Genomic DNA, 16,881 nt, shown 5'->3' on the forward strand with positions numbered 1-16,881 from the left:
ACGTGCCCGGTTCGGCGTCGCCGAAGGCGCCCGTCCCGGCGCCCGCGGCCGCGAGGCGCTCCCCGCCCGCGGCCTCGACCCCGTTCCTCAACCAGGGAGGGACGACGGCGAGTTCGCGGCACACCACGGGCCGCCCGCCCTCGGCCGCGCTCCCGGACGGCGACCGGCCGGGGCCGACGAAATTCCCTTTGGTCTAGACCTTGACTGCGATCAACGGGGAGGGTTCAGTGTCCGAAAGCATCCTTCGGCGCGGCCTGCACAGGTTGGCCCGGCTCCCACCGGGTCTATCCGTCATGCCCGCGTCATACGGGCATGCCCACCTCCGAGGGACATGTCCGCGTCGCACGAAAGGGAACCCTGTGCTCAGAAATCGTATGAAGGCGCTGCTGACCGGCCTGGCGGCCGTCGGATCGCTGGCCGCGACGGCCCTCGTGCCCGCGACGGCGAGCGCCGCCGAGGCCCCGGCGCCGGCGGACGAGTGCGCCATTGCCCCCGCCTGGTCCAAGGGCGCCAACTACCAGGCGCGCGACATCGTCAAGTACACCGACGGGAAGATCTACGTCGCCCAGCGCGACAACCCGGGCTACGACCCGACGGTGAGCACCTACTACTGGGCGCCGTACACCTGCGGCACCGGGGGCAACCCGTACCCGAACAGCTTCGTGGTGAGCGAGGCGCAGTTCGACCAGATGTTCCCGAACCGGAACCCGTTCTACACGTACAAGGGCCTGACGGACGCCATGAAGGCGTTCCCCAAGTTCGCCCACACCGGCAACGACACGATGCGCAAGCAGGAGGCCGCGGCCTTCCTCGCGAATGTCAGCCACGAGACCGGCGGCCTGTACTACATCAAGGAGGTCAACGAGGCGAACTACCCGCACTACTGCGACTGGAACCAGCCCTACGGCTGCCCGGCCGGCCAGTCCGCGTACTACGGGCGGGGCCCGATCCAGCTGAGCTGGAACTTCAACTACAAGGCCGCGGGCGACTTCCTCGGGATCGACCTGCTGAACGAGCCCGAGCAGGTGGAGACGGATCCGGCCGTCGCCATGATGACGGGCCTGTGGTACTGGAACACCCAGAACGGCCCCGGCCCGATCACCGGCCATGACGCCATGGTGAGCGGGGCCGGCTTCGGCCAGACGATCCGTTCGATCAACGGCGCGCTGGAGTGCGACGGCGGCAACCCCCGCCAGGTCGAGAGCCGGATCAACCGGTACAAGGAGTTCACCGGGATCCTCGGCGTGCCGACGGGCTCCAGCCTCTCCTGCTGACGCCGCCGCGTCCTTCCTCTCCCTTTCCTCGTCCTTCCTTCCCTTCCGTTCCCCGACGGACCGCCGCGGGCCGGGCACCCTTCCCGGCCCGCGGCCTCGTCGTCGGCCCGCATCCACGCCTCCGGGGGACCGGCCGCCCGTAGGCTCGGCCCCATGGTCACTGCATCGCACCAGCGCATCAGCCCGGTCTTCCTCGGCATCGTCGCCGTCACGGCGGTGTCGGGCTGGGCCGTGTGGACGGGCTTCGCGGAGCTGCCCGGGATCGCGGTCTTCCTCTTCGTGACGGCGGCGTGGGTGGTGTCGCTGTGCCTGCACGAGTACGCGCACGCCCGTACCGCGCTGCACAGCGGGGACATCTCCGTCGGCGCGAAGGGCTATCTGACCCTGAATCCGCTCAAGTACACCCACGCGCTGCTCAGCATCGTGCTGCCGGTGCTGTTCGTGATCATGGGCGGGATCGGTCTCCCGGGCGGTGCCGTGTTCATCGAGCGGGGCCGGATCCGCGGGCGCTGGCGGCACAGCCTGATCTCGGCGGCGGGCCCGCTGACGAACGTACTGTTCGCGGTCGTGTGCACGGCGCCGTTCTGGCTGCGCGCGCTCGACGGCGTGCCGGTGACCTTCCGTCACGCACTGGGCTTCCTGGCGCTGCTCCAGGTCACCGCCGCGATCCTGAACTTCCTGCCGGTCCCGGGGCTGGACGGGTACGGGGTGATCGAGCCCTGGCTCTCGTACCGCGTCCGCCGCCAGGCCGAGCCGTTCGCCCCGTTCGGACTGATCGCCGTGTTCGCCCTCCTGTGGATCCCGGGGATCAACGTGGCGTTCTTCGACGCGATCCACGCCCTGCTGCGGGCGCTGGGCGTCGACGACTTCACGACGTACTGCGGCTGGGACGCCTACCGGTTCTGGCGGTCGGCCGATCCGGTCTGCGCGGTCCAGGGCTGACCGACGGCGTCCGGGCCGACGGGGCCGACGGCCCGGACGGCCGGAGTCGTCACGGCGACGGGGCTCAGCCCGTGGCGGTCCCGGCGCGGTGCCGGCGCAGGTAGAACCACGCCATGTTGGACGAGAGCCCGGCCAGCAGCACCCAGACGATCCCGAGCCAGCTGCCCTGGACGAACGAGAACACGGCCGCGACGACGGCCAGGACGCAGGCGGCGATGGCGTAGAGAGCGAGTCGGGGCATGGGAGTCGGCTCCTGTCCGGAGTGGTGCACGGTCCCATCCAGTGTCCCCCATGCCCCTTTCCGCCCGTCGCAGGGTGGCCCGGAAACGGGGCCGGACCGGACCGCCCGACGCGGGGCCCCGCTCAGACGTCCGTCGTACGCAGCCCCGCGTGCGCCTTGTAGCGGCGGTTGACGGAGATCAGGTTCGCCACGAGCGACTCGACCTGGTGGGCGTTGCGCAGCCGCCCGGCGAAGATGCCGCGCATGCCGGGGATCCGGCCCGCCAGCGCCTGCACCAGGTCCGTGTCGGCGCGGGCCTCGCCCAGCACCAGCACATCGGTGTCGATCTCCTCGACGGCCGTGTCCTGGAGCAGCACCGCGGACAGGTGGTGGAAGGCGGCGGTGACCCGGGACTCCGGGAGCAGGGCGGCGGCCTGCTCGGCGGCGCTGCCCTCCTCCGGCTTCAGGGCGTAGGCGCCCTTCTTGTCGAAGCCGAGCGGGTTGACGCAGTCGATGACGAGCTTGCCCACGAGTTCGTCGCGCAGCGCCTCCAGGGTCTTGGCGTGACCGTCCCACGGCACGGCCACGATCACGGCGTCGCTGCGCCGGGCGCACTCCGCGTTGTCCGCGCCCTCGATGCCGTGGCCCAGCTCCTCGGCGGCGGCCCGCGCGCGGTCGGCGGCACGGGAGCCGATGACGACCTTCTGCCCGGCACGGGCGAACCGGTAGGCGAGGCCGCGGCCCTGCGGGCCGGTGCCGCCGAGCACGCCGACGGTCAGCCCGGACACGTCGGGAAGGTCCCAGGGGTCCTTGGCGGGGGGCTTGGGCGCGCTGCCCGTCTCATTCGTAGTCATGGCCTCGACACTACTGCCCGCCACCGGGGCGAACCGTCCGTCGCCCGACGCGGGGTCACCGATCCGTCCGGCGCGTCCCCGCGCCCTGTTACGCGCGCCCGTGCCCGTGCCCCGTTCGTGTGGTTGCGCGGCGTTCGCCGACGGCGCGGCCGGTGCCCGGGGCACGATGCCTGGCCATGGATGCCGTACGCGTCGCTCTGCTGCGTGAAGTGCTCGCCGGTACCGAGTGGCCGGCCGCGGCCCGCCGGTTCGCCGGGTCGCTCAGGTCGTCCGTCGTCCCGCACGGCGGCGGGCTGCTGCTGGTGGGGACGGCGGAGTACGAGCCGTGGCATCTGGCGGCCCATCTGGTCGACGAGTCCACCTGGTCCGGGCTGCCCGAGCTGACCCCGACCCTGGTGCGCCACCGGGTGGAGCCGGGCGATCCGGCGCATCTGGCGGTCGGCCTGGGCCGGATCGAGGCGGCCGGTCGGGGCGAGACGCTGCTGCTGGTGGCGCCGGAGCGGCCCTGCGCGGGCCTGCTGGAGCGCATGCACGACGCCCGCAGGGCGGGGGCGACGGTCCTCTCGCTGGACGGCGGCGACCCGGAGGTGCGGGGGCTCGCCCACGAGGCGCTGGCGGTGACCGGCTCCGACGACGTCGACCTGGACACCGTGCAGCATCTGGTGAGCGCGGCGGCCGGGGAGAACGGCGGCCCCGTGCCGCGCGGCGGCCGTCGCTTCCGCGACCGGCTGTCCCGGCTCGCCGACCGGCTGGCGGCGCCGCCTCCGCCGCGCTGGTGAGCGCCGGGACCGTCCGTGGCCACGACCGCGGAAACGGCCCGGGACGCGGAAGCGGAAAAGGTGTTGCACCGGGCACCACGACTTCGGAGCATGACCCCTCGTGACCTCAGCCCCCGCCTCAGACCCTTCCCCGTCCGGCCGGCTCTCCGCGCTGCTGCCCGACCTCACCCCCCTGCGTTCGTCGGCCGACTTCCGGCTGCTGTGGATCCAGGGCGTGGTCACGTACTTCGGCAGCTTCATGGCGCTGATCGCGCTGCCGCTCCAGATCAAGGAGCTCACGGGGTCGCCGCTGGCCGTCGGCGCGATGGGCGCGGTCGAACTGGTGCCGCTGGTCGTCTTCGGCCTGTACGGCGGGGCGCTCGCGGACGCCGTGGACCGCCGCAAGGTGATCCTGGGCACCGAGGCGGGCCTGGGGGTGCTGGCCCTGGTGCTCCTGGTGAACGCCGTGCTCCCCGATCCGCTGCTCTGGCCGCTCTATCTGGTGGCGGGCGGGGTCTCCGCGCTCTCCGGGCTGCAGCGGCCCGCGCTGGACTCGCTGATGGCCCGGATCGTGCCGCACGACCAGCTGACCGCCGCCGCCGCGCTGAACTCGCTTCGCTGGCAGGTCGGCGCGATCACCGGTCCGGCGGTGGCGGGGCTCGTGGTGGCCTACGCCGGGCACGCCACGGCGTACTCGGTCACCGTGGTCACGTTCGCCCTCTCCGTCCTGCTCTGCCTGCGCCTGGCCCCGGCCCCGCCCGTCCGGGAGAACACGAAGCCGTCGCTGCGCGGGATCGTCGAGGGGGCGCGGTTCGCCTGGAGCCGGCCGGTTCTGCTGGGGACGTACGCGGTCGACGTGGCCGCGATGTTCTTCGCCTTCCCCAACACGATCTTCCCGTTCCTCGCGGACGAGCTGGACGCCGAGTGGTCGCTGGGCCTGATGTACGCGTCGGGGTCGGTCGGCTCCCTGGTGCTGGGCCTGACCAGCGGATGGACGTCACGGGTACGGCGGCACGGGCTGTTCGTGGTGTTCGGGGCGGCGGCCTGGGGGCTGGCGATCGCGGCGGCGGGCTGGTTCACCAGCGTGTGGCCGGTGCTGGTCTGCCTGGCGATCGCGGGCGCGGGCGACATGCTCAGCGGACTGGGGCGTTCCACGATCTGGAACCAGACCATCCCGGAGGAGCTGCGGGGCCGTCTGGCCGGCATCGAGGTGCTCTCGTACAGCGCGGGCCCGCAGCTGGGTCAGGTGCGGGCCGGTGCGATGGCGGGCTGGACGGGGACCCGCTCCGCGATCTGGAGCGGTGGTGTGGCGTGCGTGGCCTCGGTCGCGCTGCTCACCGCCGCGCTGCCGAAGCTGCTCACGTACGACTCCGCGACGGACGAGGACGCGGTACGCAGGCGGGCGCAGCGCGAGGAGGATGCGGGCACGCCGGGGTCGGCCTCCGGCACGCCGGAGGCCGAGGCCCGCCCGTACGAGGCGGAAACCGGCCCGTCCGGTGCGGGGCGCGGCCGGGTCGAAACGGAATCCAGCCCGTCCGGGGGCTGAGGGCGGGTCCTCGCCCGTCGCACGCCTCTCCGATGGTCAGGTCCGCCTCGCCGGTGGTCGGCCGTCCGCCTCACCGACGGTCCGTCGCGCCCCGGGCGGTCGGCCCGTCACGCGTCCGCGTCCGGGTCCCGGTCCGCCGGGGTCTCGGCGTCGTGCCACTTGGGGTCCGTCTCCCACTCCAGGTTCCGCTCCCGCGCCGTCTCCATCGCGTGGCGCGCCTCCTCCGGGGAGGCGTAGGGCCCGAACCGGTCCTTGGCCGGGCACTCGGGGCCCTCCTCGACCTTCTTGTGCTGCAGGCAGTAGTACCACTCGCCCGGTTTGCCGACCGTGCGCTTCTTGAACAGGGCCATCTCCGGCTCCTTCCGTCGGGGTCATGCTGCCCCAATCGCGCTTCGTCAAGGGCTGTCCCGTCATCCGCGCCGGATCGGCGCGCGGCGTCGGATGCGGTGCGTCGCAAGGGGAGGGGAGCCCGCATATTGGCAGTATGCGGGCGTCCCGACAACGCGGCGAGGCGCCGCAGCCGACGCCGGGCGCCCGCCAGGGACGACGGGACAGCCCTTAAACTCGCTGACATGTCTGGCCAGTCGCTGCTCGTGCCCGGGGAGATCACTCCCATCCGCTCCGTTCCCGGAAAGATCCGGCGCCCCGAGTACGTGGGCAAGCCGGCCCCCACCCCGTACACCGGTCCGGAGATCCAGGACGCCGACACCGTCGAGCGCATGCGCGTGGCGGGCCGGATCGCCGCGCAGGCGATGGCGGAGGCCGCCAAGCACATCGCCCCGGGCGTCACGACGGACGAACTCGACCGGGTCGCCCACGAGTTCATGTGCGACCACGGCGCGTATCCGTCGACGCTGGGCTACCGCGGGTTCCCCAAGTCGCTGTGCACCTCGATCAACGAGGTGATCTGCCACGGCATCCCGGACTCCACGGTGCTGCGCGACGGCGACATCGTGAACCTCGACGTCACGGCGTACATCGACGGCGTGCACGGCGACAACAACGCCACCTACCTCTGCGGCGCCGTGGACGAGGAGTCGCGGCTGCTGGTGGAACGCACCGAGGAGGCGCTGAACCGGGCCGTCAAGGCGGTCCGGCCCGGGCGGCAGATCAACGTGATCGGGCGGGTCATCGAGTCGTACGCGAAGCGCTTCGGGTACGGGGTGGTACGGGACTTCACCGGGCACGGGATCAATTCCTCGTTCCACTCCGGGCTGATCATCCCGCACTACGACAGCCCGCACGCGACGACCGTGATGAAGCCCGGCATGACGTTCACCATCGAGCCGATGCTGACACTGGGCAGCCACGACTACGACATGTGGGACGACGGCTGGACGGTGGTCACGAAGGACCGCAGGCGCACCGCCCAGTTCGAGCACACGCTGGTCGTGACGGAGACGGGCGCCGAGATCCTGACCCTCCCCTAGGACGGCCCACCAGGCATCACCACGTACCGACGCGAAAGCGGCCGCCCGCGGGCGGCCGCTTTCGCGTACCCGCGCCGCCCCGTCCCACCGCGCCTGCGCACATCGGCGGAACCAGGCGTATCGTTTTTACCGACAGACTGTCGGGAAGCTGTTGACTTAGGTAAGCCTAAGTAGGAAGATCGGAGATGTCGACAGGGACCGCTCGACGCGGTCACTGCCGTCTTTATATCCGCCTCTTTCAGGACTTTCCCGTCCCCTCGGCCCCCCGGAGGCCCGCCTTGGACGCAACCGCCGCAGTCACGCCCTTCTCGACGCTCATCCGCACGGCGTCGCACGAACAGCACACCGAGGCGGAGACCTCGACCTTCATGAGCGACCTGCTCGGCGGGCGCCTCGGAGTGGACGCGTACACGCGCTACACGGAACAGCTGTGGTTCGTGTACCGGGCACTGGAGGAGGGGGCCCAGGCGCTGCGGAACGACCCGGTCGCCGGCCCGTTCATACGCGCCGAGCTGATGCGCACCGCCGAGCTGGAGCGCGACCTGGCCCATCTGCGGGGTGCCGACTGGTGCGAGGGCCTGGAGCCGCTGCCCGCCACCGCCGCGTACGCCGCGCGGGTCGCGGAGTGCGCCCGCACCTGGCCCGCCGGCTACGTCGCCCACCACTACACCCGCTACCTCGGCGACCTCTCGGGCGGCCAGATCATCCGCGACAAGGCGGAGAAGACCTGGGGCTTCGCGCGCAAGGGCGACGGCGTCCGGTTCTACGTCTTCGAGGAGATCCCCAACCCCGCAGCGTTCAAGCGGGGCTACCGCGAGCTGCTGGACGCGCTGGACGCGGACGACCTGGAGAAGCAGCGTGTCGTCGACGAGTGCAAGCGCGCGTTCGCGCTGAACACCGCGGTGTTCCGGGAGCTGGGCGAGGTGTTCCCGATCAGCGCGTAGGGCCCCGCGCACAGGGCCTTCGCGGGCCTTCGACGGACCTTCGTACCGGCGCGGCCGAAGGCACCGACCGGTGATCCCGGTCCGGTGCCTTCGGCCGCGCCGGTCCCGTTGCCCGGGGGCCGTTGCCCAGCGGTCCTTCCCCCGGCGGTCCGTCTCCCCGATGGCCCGGTTCCCGGTTGTCCGCGGCCCGTTCCCGCGCTCTCCCGCTCGCCGGTTTCCTCAGACGCGGGACGGGACCGCCCGGTGTGCCCACAGGACGCGGCCGCCGATCTCCACCGTGCCGTCCGGTGCGGGCGCGGTGAGGATCTGGGAGCCGCGTCCCTGCGTGATGTTGAGGGCCCGCCCCAGCTCCGCGCTGAGCAGCAGGGCCGCCGCGCCCGTGGCCTCGTCCTCCACGATCCCCCCGGCGCGCCTCGGGAAGGCGCGCGCCCTGACCCGGCCCGCCGCCTCGTCCTCCCACGCCCAGACGTAGAGCCAGCCCTCGCCGGGCGGCGGGCCGGTCAGCGCCTCGACCTCGGCGACGGACGCGTACCGCTGCAGCGTGCGCGGCGGCGCCCACTCCGGGCGGGCGCCGATCCAGGTGAACTCCCCGTCCTGCCGGGCGAACACGTCCCCGACCGGAAGCTCCAGGATCTCCAGATCGAGCAGCCAGGCGGTGCCGACGAGCGGATGCCCGGCGAACGGGAGGCGCAGGCCCGGGGTGTGGATGTCGACGTGCCCGCGCTCGGGGTCGTCGACGAACACGGTCTCGCTGAAGCCGAGCCGGCGGGCCAGCCGCTGCCGGGACTCCTCGTCGGGATGGGACCGCCCGTCGCGCACCACCCCTAGGGGGTTGCCGTACCGGCCGTCGGGGCCGCAGAACACCCGCAGGACGTCGACGCCCTCGGGTACGTCGAAGCCGGGGCCGCCGTCGTATTCGCTGTCGCTCGGGCTCACGTCCGCATTCAAGCACCGCCCGGGTGACGGCCTTCGGTCGGGCCGTCACCCGGGCGGTGCGCTCGGACCGTGTGCCGTCAGGCGGTACGGCGGCGGGCGGCGAGGAAGACACCCGCTCCGGTCGCCACGACGATGCCCGCTCCGGCGATCAGGGCGCCGGTCGGGATATCGGAGCCGGTGGAGGCGAGGGCGCCGGAGCCGCCGACCGAACCGCCGCCCACGCTGCCGCCGCCGAGGGACGCGGAACCGCCCGCCAGGCCCGTGGAACCGGTGGAGCCGGCCGACTCGCCGGAACCGCTGCCGCCCGCGGCGCCGGGGAGTTCGGCGTCCTTGTCGAGGGCGACCGCGAGGGTCAGCGGGTCGAGCTGCTCGCCCTTGTCGTACATGCCGCCGAACGCCTTGGTGCCGTCGGCGGTGAGGGTCGCCGGGACCGCGGAGAGGTTCACCACGCCGTTCTCGGCGGCGAGTTCGCCCTTCGGCAGCTTCAGGTCCGCGATGGCCATGCCGGTGTAGGTGGAGACCTTCCTGGTCTCGCGGTCCTTGGTGGAGACGTCCGCGATCAGCCGGCCCTTGCCACCGCTCACCTGGACCTCCAGGCCGGTGAGGGAGAGGTCGAGGGTGTACGCGCCGTTCTCCTCGTGGCCCAGGAAGCGGACCTTGCCGTCGAACCCGGCGGTCAGGGTCTGCTTCGCGGCGTCGAAGTCGCCGGTGGCGTCGGGGAAGCGGTAGCCGTCGCCGGACGCGGCGGCACCGCCCGTCGTCTCCACCTTGCCGTGCGCGATGGGCCCGGTGACGTACGTACGGAACGACTTCTTGACGCCCCAGTCCAGGGTCCCGTCGAGGATCGCGCCGGTCTCGACGGCCGGTTCGCCGGTGCCCGGCCTGCCGGTGGCCGACGGGGACGGGGAAGTGGGCGACGTGGGCTTGCCGCTCGGCCCGGCCGTCGGCTCCTTGGTGGGCTCGGTCGTCGGCTCCTTGGTCGGCTCCTTGGTCGGTTCCTCGGTGGGCCCGGTGGTCGGTTCCCCGGTCGGTTCCGTGGTCGGGGCCGCGCCCGCCTTCACCGAGAGCGTGGCCGGGTCGAGCTCGTCGCCCTCCTTGTACTGGCCGTTGAACGCCTCGGAGCCCGCCTTCGTCAGCGTCGCCGGGATGTCCTTGAAGACCATCGCGCCGCCCTCGCCCTGGCCGGGCTTCACGCCCGTCAGGTCGAGGGAGGCGAACTCCACGTCGTCGCGGGTGCCTTCCGGGGTGGTGACATCGACGGTGATCGCGCCGCCGGTGCGGGTGGTGGAGAGCTTCACGTCCGACAGCGTGATGTCGAGGGCACCGTCGTGGGCGTAGAAGTTGACGCCGCCTCCGAAGGCGGTGCGGGTGCCGTGCGTGGTGGTGTCGTAGGTGCCCTTGCCGTCGACGAAGGTGAACACGCCGTTGTCGGGCGCCTGGGTTGCCCCGTCCTTGAGGGTGATCCTCCCGCCGGAGAACGGCGAGGCCAGGTACTTGCGGAAGGACGCCTTGACGCCCCATTCCAGCGTGCCGTCCTTCAGGTCCAGCGCGGGCGCGCCTGCGGTCGCGCGGCCGGGGGCGGCGTCGTCGGCGGCGAGCGCCGGGAGGGCGAAGGCGGTCGCGCCGAGGGCTGCCGCCGTGGCGACGGCGGCGGCGAGGGCTATGGGGCGGCGGGTGGCTGCCATGGTGGGTGGTCTCCTCGGGGGGTGAGGTACGGGGGTGAAACAGGGGGTCAGCTGTTCTGCTGCGCGGCGCCGCGGCGACGGGCGAGGTAGAACGCGCCGGCCGCGACGGCCAGGACGCCCGCGCCTCCGGCGCCGAGGTACAGCCCGGTGCGGGAGTCCGCGTCGGAGCCGGTGTCCGGCGCGGACGCGGCGGTGGTGGTCTTCTCCGTCGGCGAGGGCGACGGGGCGGGGTCGCTGCCCAGGTCGGGCAGGGCGGGGAGTTCGGCGCCGCGGTCGACGGCGACGGCCAGGGAGACCGGGTCCATCGCGGTGCCCGCCTTGTAGAGCGAGCCGAACGCCCCGGCGCCGTCGGCCGTGAGGGTCGCGGGCGCCTCGGTGAGCACGGCGAGACCGTTCTTCGGCGCGAAGTCCTTCGCGGCGAAGGTGACCAGCGGGACGGCCTTCTTCGGCTCGCCGTCACCGCGCACGTCGGCCGAGAGCGTGCCCTTGCCGTCCGTCACCCGGACCGCGACCGAGGAGAGTTCCAGGTCCAGCCCGTCGACGCCGGTGAAGCGGACGCTGCCCGCGAACCGGGCGTCCAGGGTCTGCTGCTTCGGGTCGTACGTGCCCTCGCCGCGCGGGAACCGGAAGAGCGCGCCGCCGTCCTGCGCGCCGTCGGCGAGGGTCCACCTGCCCTTGCCGACGGAGCCGGTGACGTACTCGCGGAAGGTGCGGCGCACGCCCCAGTCGACGGCGGCGTCCTCGACACGTCCCGCGGCCTTCTCGGCCTTCTCGGTCTTCTCTGTCTTCTTCGCCTTGCCGGCCCCGTCGTCGGTCTTCCCCGGGGAGGCGCCCGTGTCCGGCTTCCCCGCCGGGGCGGAGGTGTCCACGGAGAGGCTGATCGGGTCGAGCGGCGTACCGGCCGTGTAGTAGCCGGCGAACGCCTTCGCGCCCTGCGTCGTCAGGGTCGCCGGGACGTTGGTGAGGGCGATGGGGGTGGTGCCGCCCCTCATGTCGATCCCGGACAGCCCGAGCGTCGCGAGCGGCACCTGCGCGGCGGACGTGACCCGGCCGGTCCCCCGTTCCTTGCTGACCATGTCGGCGTGGAGCGTGCCCCGGCCGCCGGTGATCCGGACGGTGGGGCGGCTGATGGCGAGGTCCAGTTCGTTGCTGCCGTCCGCCTTGCGGTGTCCGACGAAGCGGACCCCGCCGGAGAAGCCCGCGCTGAAGGTGCCGGTCGCCGGATCGTAGGAGCCGGTGGCCGAGTGGAATCGGAACTGGCTGCCGCCGGCCGTGGCGGCGCCGCCGGTCAGGCTCCAGCTCCCGTGCGCGACGGGGCCGGTGACATAGCTCTGGAACGACGACTTGATGCCCCAGTCGAGCCGGCCGCCCTGCACCGCGCGGCTCGCCGCGTGGGCGGCGGTGGCCGGGAGCAGGGCTCCGAGCAGCGCCGCGAACAGCGCGACCGCGAGCGCCCGTCCGGGCGCACGGGCAGGTCGGGACGACAGCATGAGGACCCCTCCGAGATCTAGCGAGCGAGGTAAGGCTAACCTAAGCTATGGAGATCGTGTGGTGGTACCCCCTTCCACCGCACAATCCGCGAACCATGACCAACTACGCGCGGCGGAACGACAGGACGGTGCCCCAGTGCGCTTCTCGCAGGACTTCACCCCACCGGGGCGGCGCACCCGGCGACCAGGACGCGAACTCCCCCGGGCCGACGGGCCGTTCGGAGCCGGGAGGGACGCCGGTTCCACCCGGCGGTCCGGCACGCGCGGCCCGCTCGGCGTCCTGACGGCGGCCCTCGCCCTGGCCCTCCTCCTGACCGGCTGCGGCGGCACCGACGCCGGGACACCCGCGGCGAAGTCCCCGGGCTCCGCGAAGGCCGCGGCCGACCGGGTCGAGCCGTTGCCCGGCACGCCGAAGCCCCGACTGCCCGTCACCGTGAAGTCGGCCGACGGGACCGAGGCCACCATCACCTCGGCGGATCGCATCGTGCCGCTGACCGGCGGCCTGAGCGAGATCGTCTTCACACTCGGCCTCGGCAAGCAGGTCGTCGCCCGGGACATCACCGCCACCTTCGAACAGGCGGCGGATCTCCCTGTCGTGACCCGGGCTCACGACGTCTCGGCGGAGAGCGTGCTCTCGCTCAGGCCCACCGTCGTGCTCGCGGAGACCACCACGGGACCGGCCGAGGCCATCGACCAGATCCGCGATGCCGGAATCCCGCTCGTGGTGGTCGACCCGGCCAAGGAACTCGCCGATGTCGGCCGCCGGATCGAGACCGTGGCAGCGGCCCTGGGCGTGCCGGACGCGGGGGCCGAGCTCGATGCCCGCACCCGGTCCCGGATCGAGGCCGTGAAGAAGTCCGTGCCCGCCGGCGACGGGAAGAAGCCCCGGGTGGCCTTTCTCTACCTGCGCGGCTCCGCCTCCGTCTATCTGCTCGGCGGCCGGGAGTCCGGGGCGAGTTCGCTCATCGAGGCGGCCGGGGGCGTCGACGCCGGCAAGGCGTCCGGTCTGAGGAAGGACTTCACCGCCATCACCAGCGAGGCCCTCGCCAAGGCGGCGCCCGACGCCATCCTGGTGATGAGCAAGGGGCTGGACTCGGTGGGTGGCGTCGACGGGCTGGTGAAGATCCCGGGCGTCGCCGAGACCCCGGCCGGGATGGACCGGCGGATCGTCTCCATCGACGACGGGGTGCTGCTGAACTACGGACCGCGCACCGACCGGGTGCTCGGTGACCTGATCACCCAGCTCCACCCGAAGGGCGGTACGGCCAAGTGACGACCTCGCACATGACCGCCCCGCAGGGGGAACGAGCCCGGCCGACGGACCCTGCGGCCCCTGCGCAGGAGCGCGCGAGGCCCCGGCGCTCCACGGCCTTCCTCCTGACCACCGGCCTGGTCGCCGCCCTCCTGGTGGGCTGTCTGCTGTCCGCCGGGCTCGGCGCGTACAACATCCCGCTCGGTGATGTCATCGGCTCCGTCCAGCACCGTCTCGGGCTCGGCGGCGCGGCGCTGGACCGGGTCGGCGAGAGCGTGCTCTGGAACGTACGGCTGCCGCGGGTCGTCCTCGCCCTGCTCGTCGGGGCGTCACTGGGCTGCGCGGGCGCCCTGATGCAAGGCGTGTTCGGCAACCCGCTCGCGGAACCCGCGGTGATCGGCATCTCCGCCGGCGCGGCGGTCGGCGCGGTCGCCTCGATCGCACTCGGGCTGACCTTCTTCGGCAACTGGACCATCGCCGTCTGCGCGTTCGCCGCCGGGCTCGGGACGGTGCTGTTGGTGTACACGCTGTCGCGGTCGAACGGGCGCACCGAGGTGGTGACGCTGCTCCTCACCGGGATCGCGGTCAACGCCTTCGCGGGAGCGCTGATCGGGCTGTTCGTCTTCTTCGCCGACAACGCGCAGATCTCCCAGATCACCTTCTGGCAGCTGGGCTCCCTGGCGCAGGCGACCTGGCCGAAGGTGCTCGCGGTGCTGCCGTGCGCGGTGCTGGGGCTGCTCGTCGCGCCGTTCTACGCACGCAAGCTGGACCTCCTCGCGCTGGGCGAGCGGCCCGCCCGGCACCTGGGGGTCGACGTCGAACGGCTGCGGGTCACGCTCGTGCTGGTGGTGGCGCTGCTGACGGCCGCGGCGGTGGCGGTCGCCGGGATCATCTCGTTCGTGGGGCTGCTGGTGCCGCATCTGCTGCGGATGGCGAACGGTCCGGGGCACCGCTTCCTCGTCCCCGGCAGTGCGCTGGGCGGCGCCCTCGTCCTGGTGGTGGGCGATCTCGCGGCCCGTACCGTGGCCGATCCCGCCGAGCTGCCGCTCGGTGTGCTGACCGCGCTCTTCGGCAGCCCGTTCTTCTTCTGGCTGCTGCGCAGGACCCGTCGCAGGCAAGGTGGTTGGGCATGAGGACGACACCGGTGGACCGTCACGGGCGAGGTGGTCGGGCATGAAGGTGCCGAGGAATCCGTTCCGGGCGCGGGGGCGCCGGCTGCCCGGTCCTCTCTCCCCCGGCGCCGCCGCCGCCGAGGCGCACGGGCTGCGGGTGCGGCTGGGGCAGCGGACGGTGCTCGACTCCATCGATCTGACCGCGCACGCGGGCGAGGTGCTCGCGCTGGTCGGGCCCAACGGGGCGGGGAAGTCGACGCTGCTGGCGGCGCTGGCCGCCGATCTGCCCGCCGAGAACGGCGGGATACGGATCGACGGGCGCCCGGTGACCGAGTGGTCGGCCGCCGAACTGGCCCTGCGCCGGGCGGTGCTGCCGCAGACCGCCGCGCTGTCCTTCCCGTTCCCGGTGGCGGACGTGGTCCGGATGGGCCGGGCGCCGTGGGCCGGGACGGAGCGGGCGGACGAGGACGATCCGGCCATCGCCGCGGCGATGGCCGCCACCGAGGTCGCCGAGTTCGCCGCGCGCCCCTTCTCCGCGCTGTCCGGCGGGGAGCGGGCCCGGGTCGCGCTGGCCCGGGTGCTGGCGCAGCGCGCCCCGCTGCTGCTGCTCGACGAGCCCACCGCCGCGCTCGACCTGCGCCACCAGGAGCTGGTGCTGCGGATCTGCCGGGAGCGGGCGGCGGCCGGGGACGCGGTCGTCGTGGTGCTGCACGACCTGGGCCTGGCGGCGGCGTACGCGGACCGGGCGGCCGTGCTGCACGGCGGGCGGATCGCGGTGGCGGGCCCGCCCGCCGAGGTGTTCACCGGGGAGCTGCTCGGAGAGGTCTACCGGCAGCCGGTCGAGGTGTTCCCGCATCCGCGGACCGGGGTGCCGCTCGTCGTACCGGACCGCTCGACGGGAGCGGCCTGAGCGGCCGGGGCCGCGCGGCCCGTCGGCCCCGGCCGGCTCCGGTCGGTCCCCGGCCCGCCGGGCGGTTCGTCCGGCGGGCGGTTCGTCCGGCGGGCGGTTCGTCCGGCGGGCGGTTCGTCCGGCGGGCGGTTCGTCCGGCGGGCGGTTCGTCCGGCGGGTCCAGCTGCCCGACACGATCTCCCTTGACCATTGCTTGACCATCACGAGAGACCTCCATGACGCAGCCGTGACCGGTTCGTGTCCGCAGGGCCGAGGTGAGAGGTGAATCACGGCCCAAGCGGGTACCGGACAGGTAAGCCTCGACTAAGTTAGGTCCGCCTCACCTGTCTTTGTCCGTTCTTCTCCCGCTTCTCCTTCGTCCTCTTGTGGAGCCTCGTATGCGAGCCGTTCGTCTGTCCGTCGTCACCGCTGCCGCCGGCGTGGCGGCCCTGACCGCCGTCACGGGCTGTGCGCAGAAGAGCGACGGCAAGGGCGACGGCGCCGTGCAGGTCGTCGCGAAGGACGACGCCTGCGAGGTGTCGAAGACGAAGGTGCCGGCCGGTCACGTCGAACTGGCCGTGCAGAACAAGGGCTCCAAGGTCACCGAGGTCTACGTCCTGTTCCCGGACGACCGCATCGTCGCCGAGCGCGAGAACATCGGCCCCGGCACCAAGGCGAACATCACGGCCGAGATCAAGGCCGGTTCGTACGAGATCGCCTGCAAGCCGGGCATGAAGGGCCACGGCATCCGGCAGAAGATCGAGGTCACCGGCGCCAACGCGGCCAAGCGCAGCCCCGAGATGGACAAGGCCGTCGCGGAGTACCGCACCTACGTCCAGGCGCAGGCGGACGAGACGCTGCCGAAGGCCAAGAAGTTCACGGACGCCGTCGCCGCCGGTGACATCGAGACCGCCAAGAAGCTCTACGCCGACTCGCGACTGGGCTGGGAGCGCACCGAGCCGGTCGCCGAGTCGTTCGGCGACATCGACCCGAAGGTCGACATCCGCGAGGACGGCCTGGAGGCCGGGCAGAAGTGGACCGGCTGGCACCGTCTGGAGAAGGCGCTGTGGCAGGACAAGAAGCTGGGCGCCGAGGAGAAGGCCCTGGCCCCGGTCCTCTACAAGGACCTGGTCGACTGGCAGAAGCGGGTCGGCACCGCGGACATCACCCCGACCTCGATGGCCAACGGCGCCAAGGAACTCCTCGACGAGGTCGCCACCGGCAAGGTCACCGGTGAGGAGGAGCGCTACAGCCACACCGACCTGGTCGACTTCAAGGGCAACGTCGAGGGCGCGGAGAAGTCCTACCAACTGCTGAAGCCGATCGCCTCGAAGAACGACCCGGCGCTGACCGCCGCCCTGGACAAGCGGTTCGCCGAGCTGAACACGCTGCTGGACAAGTACCGCGAGGACAAGTCCTCGTACGAGTTCACCTCGTACGAGAAGGTCGGCAAGGCGGACCGCAAGGAGCTGTCGGACGCGGTGAACGCGCTGGCCGAGCCGCTGTCCAAGCTGGCCGCGGCGGTGACGAAGTAGCAGCGGCCGGGAAC

16 protein-coding genes are annotated in these 16,881 nt (G+C 72.7%); 10 read left to right on the forward strand and 6 right to left on the reverse strand.

The features are described from left to right. Positions 1-359: 359 nt before the first annotated feature. Positions 360-1,274: a glycoside hydrolase family 19 protein gene (locus tag AB0E67_RS08050; protein ID WP_362022476.1), complete on the forward strand. Its 915-nt coding sequence runs from the start codon at positions 360-362 to the stop codon at positions 1,272-1,274. Positions 1,275-1,427: 153 nt separating this feature from the next. After that, positions 1,428-2,216, forward strand: coding sequence for a site-2 protease family protein (locus AB0E67_RS08055; RefSeq protein WP_362022479.1), 789 nt, complete (start codon positions 1,428-1,430; stop codon positions 2,214-2,216). A gap of 64 nt (positions 2,217-2,280) precedes the next feature. On the opposite strand, the gene AB0E67_RS08060 is transcribed toward AB0E67_RS08055, so the two are convergent. Continuing rightward, positions 2,281-2,457 (reverse strand): hypothetical protein, encoded by a 177-nt coding sequence (locus AB0E67_RS08060; protein WP_362022482.1) that lies wholly within the window; start codon positions 2,455-2,457, stop codon positions 2,281-2,283. 122 nt (positions 2,458-2,579) lie between these two features. Continuing rightward, a complete protein-coding gene (gene npdG, locus AB0E67_RS08065; RefSeq protein WP_351521769.1) occupies positions 2,580-3,290 on the reverse strand; it encodes an NADPH-dependent F420 reductase in 711 nt (236 codons plus the stop codon). Positions 3,291-3,466: 176 nt separating this feature from the next. On the opposite strand from npdG, the gene AB0E67_RS08070 reads away from it, so the two are divergent. Then, the gene (locus AB0E67_RS08070; RefSeq protein WP_362022485.1) at positions 3,467-4,069 is read left to right on the forward strand and encodes a hypothetical protein; all 603 of its coding nucleotides are present in this window, start codon (positions 3,467-3,469) and stop codon (positions 4,067-4,069) included. A 100-nt stretch (positions 4,070-4,169) separates the two neighbouring features. Further along, positions 4,170-5,594, forward strand: a complete 1,425-nt coding sequence (locus AB0E67_RS08075) for an MFS transporter (RefSeq protein WP_362022488.1) — start codon at positions 4,170-4,172, stop codon at positions 5,592-5,594. A 107-nt stretch (positions 5,595-5,701) separates the two neighbouring features. Here the strand turns inward: AB0E67_RS08075 and AB0E67_RS08080 are convergent, their stop codons facing one another. Continuing rightward, a complete protein-coding gene (locus AB0E67_RS08080) occupies positions 5,702-5,944 on the reverse strand; it encodes a hypothetical protein (protein WP_362022491.1) in 243 nt (80 codons plus the stop codon). A 222-nt stretch (positions 5,945-6,166) separates the two neighbouring features. On the opposite strand from AB0E67_RS08080, the gene map reads away from it, so the two are divergent. Together map and AB0E67_RS08090 are read left to right on the forward strand one after the other, a co-directional pair. After that, positions 6,167-7,024 carry a type I methionyl aminopeptidase gene (gene map / locus AB0E67_RS08085; RefSeq protein ID WP_362022493.1) on the forward strand — a complete coding sequence of 286 codons (858 nt, stop codon included), beginning with the start codon at positions 6,167-6,169 and terminating at the stop codon, positions 7,022-7,024. 278 nt (positions 7,025-7,302) lie between these two features. Continuing rightward, complete coding sequence (locus AB0E67_RS08090) at positions 7,303-7,968, forward strand: biliverdin-producing heme oxygenase (RefSeq protein ID WP_362022496.1); 666 nt, start codon at positions 7,303-7,305, stop codon at positions 7,966-7,968. Between the two features lie 219 nt (positions 7,969-8,187). On the opposite strand, the gene AB0E67_RS08095 is transcribed toward AB0E67_RS08090, so the two are convergent. The 3 genes from AB0E67_RS08095 to AB0E67_RS08105 form a co-directional block, all read right to left on the reverse strand. Continuing rightward, on the reverse strand, positions 8,188-8,904 hold the full coding sequence (locus AB0E67_RS08095; protein ID WP_362022498.1) for a PhzF family phenazine biosynthesis protein: 717 nt from the start codon (positions 8,902-8,904) through the stop codon (positions 8,188-8,190). A 77-nt stretch (positions 8,905-8,981) separates the two neighbouring features. Next, entirely contained in the window at positions 8,982-10,589 is a 1,608-nt protein-coding gene (locus tag AB0E67_RS08100) for an HtaA domain-containing protein (protein ID WP_362022501.1), read from the reverse strand. A gap of 47 nt (positions 10,590-10,636) precedes the next feature. Next, positions 10,637-12,079, reverse strand: coding sequence for an HtaA domain-containing protein (locus tag AB0E67_RS08105; RefSeq protein WP_362022503.1), 1,443 nt, complete (start codon positions 12,077-12,079; stop codon positions 10,637-10,639). 136 nt (positions 12,080-12,215) lie between these two features. Between AB0E67_RS08105 and AB0E67_RS08110 the strand changes: the two genes are divergently transcribed. The 4 genes from AB0E67_RS08110 to efeO all read left to right on the forward strand — a co-directional run bounded on the left by AB0E67_RS08110 (position 12,216) and on the right by efeO (position 16,867). Next, on the forward strand, positions 12,216-13,352 hold the full coding sequence (locus AB0E67_RS08110; protein WP_362022506.1) for an ABC transporter substrate-binding protein: 1,137 nt from the start codon (positions 12,216-12,218) through the stop codon (positions 13,350-13,352). An 11-nt stretch (positions 13,353-13,363) separates the two neighbouring features. Beyond that, positions 13,364-14,464 carry an iron ABC transporter permease gene (locus tag AB0E67_RS08115; protein ID WP_362022509.1) on the forward strand — a complete coding sequence of 367 codons (1,101 nt, stop codon included), beginning with the start codon at positions 13,364-13,366 and terminating at the stop codon, positions 14,462-14,464. A 40-nt stretch (positions 14,465-14,504) separates the two neighbouring features. Beyond that, positions 14,505-15,353 carry a heme ABC transporter ATP-binding protein gene (locus tag AB0E67_RS08120; RefSeq protein ID WP_362022512.1) on the forward strand — a complete coding sequence of 283 codons (849 nt, stop codon included), beginning with the start codon at positions 14,505-14,507 and terminating at the stop codon, positions 15,351-15,353. A 377-nt stretch (positions 15,354-15,730) separates the two neighbouring features. After that, positions 15,731-16,867, forward strand: coding sequence for an iron uptake system protein EfeO (gene efeO / locus AB0E67_RS08125; protein WP_351525402.1), 1,137 nt, complete (start codon positions 15,731-15,733; stop codon positions 16,865-16,867). Positions 16,868-16,881: the final 14 nt, after the last annotated feature.

Source organism: Streptomyces sp. NPDC032161 (assembly GCF_040636995.1).
Taxonomy (GTDB): domain Bacteria; phylum Actinomycetota; class Actinomycetes; order Streptomycetales; family Streptomycetaceae; genus Streptomyces.

What these genes read in the sequence shown, in the direction of transcription:
- AB0E67_RS08120 (WP_362022512.1), top strand. Translation starts at nt 14,505, where the DNA reads ATGAAGGTGCCGAGGAATCCGTTCCGGGCGCGGGGGCGCCGGCTGCCC.
- AB0E67_RS08070 (WP_362022485.1), top strand. Translation starts at nt 3,467, where the DNA reads ATGGATGCCGTACGCGTCGCTCTGCTGCGTGAAGTGCTCGCCGGTACC.
- map (WP_362022493.1), top strand. Translation starts at nt 6,167, where the DNA reads ATGTCTGGCCAGTCGCTGCTCGTGCCCGGGGAGATCACTCCCATCCGC.
- AB0E67_RS08105 (WP_362022503.1), bottom strand. Translation starts at nt 12,079, where the DNA reads ATGCTGTCGTCCCGACCTGCCCGTGCGCCCGGACGGGCGCTCGCGGTC.
- AB0E67_RS08115 (WP_362022509.1), top strand. Translation starts at nt 13,364, where the DNA reads ATGACCGCCCCGCAGGGGGAACGAGCCCGGCCGACGGACCCTGCGGCC.
- npdG (WP_351521769.1), bottom strand. Translation starts at nt 3,290, where the DNA reads ATGACTACGAATGAGACGGGCAGCGCGCCCAAGCCCCCCGCCAAGGAC.
- AB0E67_RS08055 (WP_362022479.1), top strand. Translation starts at nt 1,428, where the DNA reads ATGGTCACTGCATCGCACCAGCGCATCAGCCCGGTCTTCCTCGGCATC.
- AB0E67_RS08080 (WP_362022491.1), bottom strand. Translation starts at nt 5,944, where the DNA reads ATGGCCCTGTTCAAGAAGCGCACGGTCGGCAAACCGGGCGAGTGGTAC.
- AB0E67_RS08060 (WP_362022482.1), bottom strand. Translation starts at nt 2,457, where the DNA reads ATGCCCCGACTCGCTCTCTACGCCATCGCCGCCTGCGTCCTGGCCGTC.
- AB0E67_RS08100 (WP_362022501.1), bottom strand. Translation starts at nt 10,589, where the DNA reads ATGGCAGCCACCCGCCGCCCCATAGCCCTCGCCGCCGCCGTCGCCACG.
- efeO (WP_351525402.1), top strand. Translation starts at nt 15,731, where the DNA reads ATGCGAGCCGTTCGTCTGTCCGTCGTCACCGCTGCCGCCGGCGTGGCG.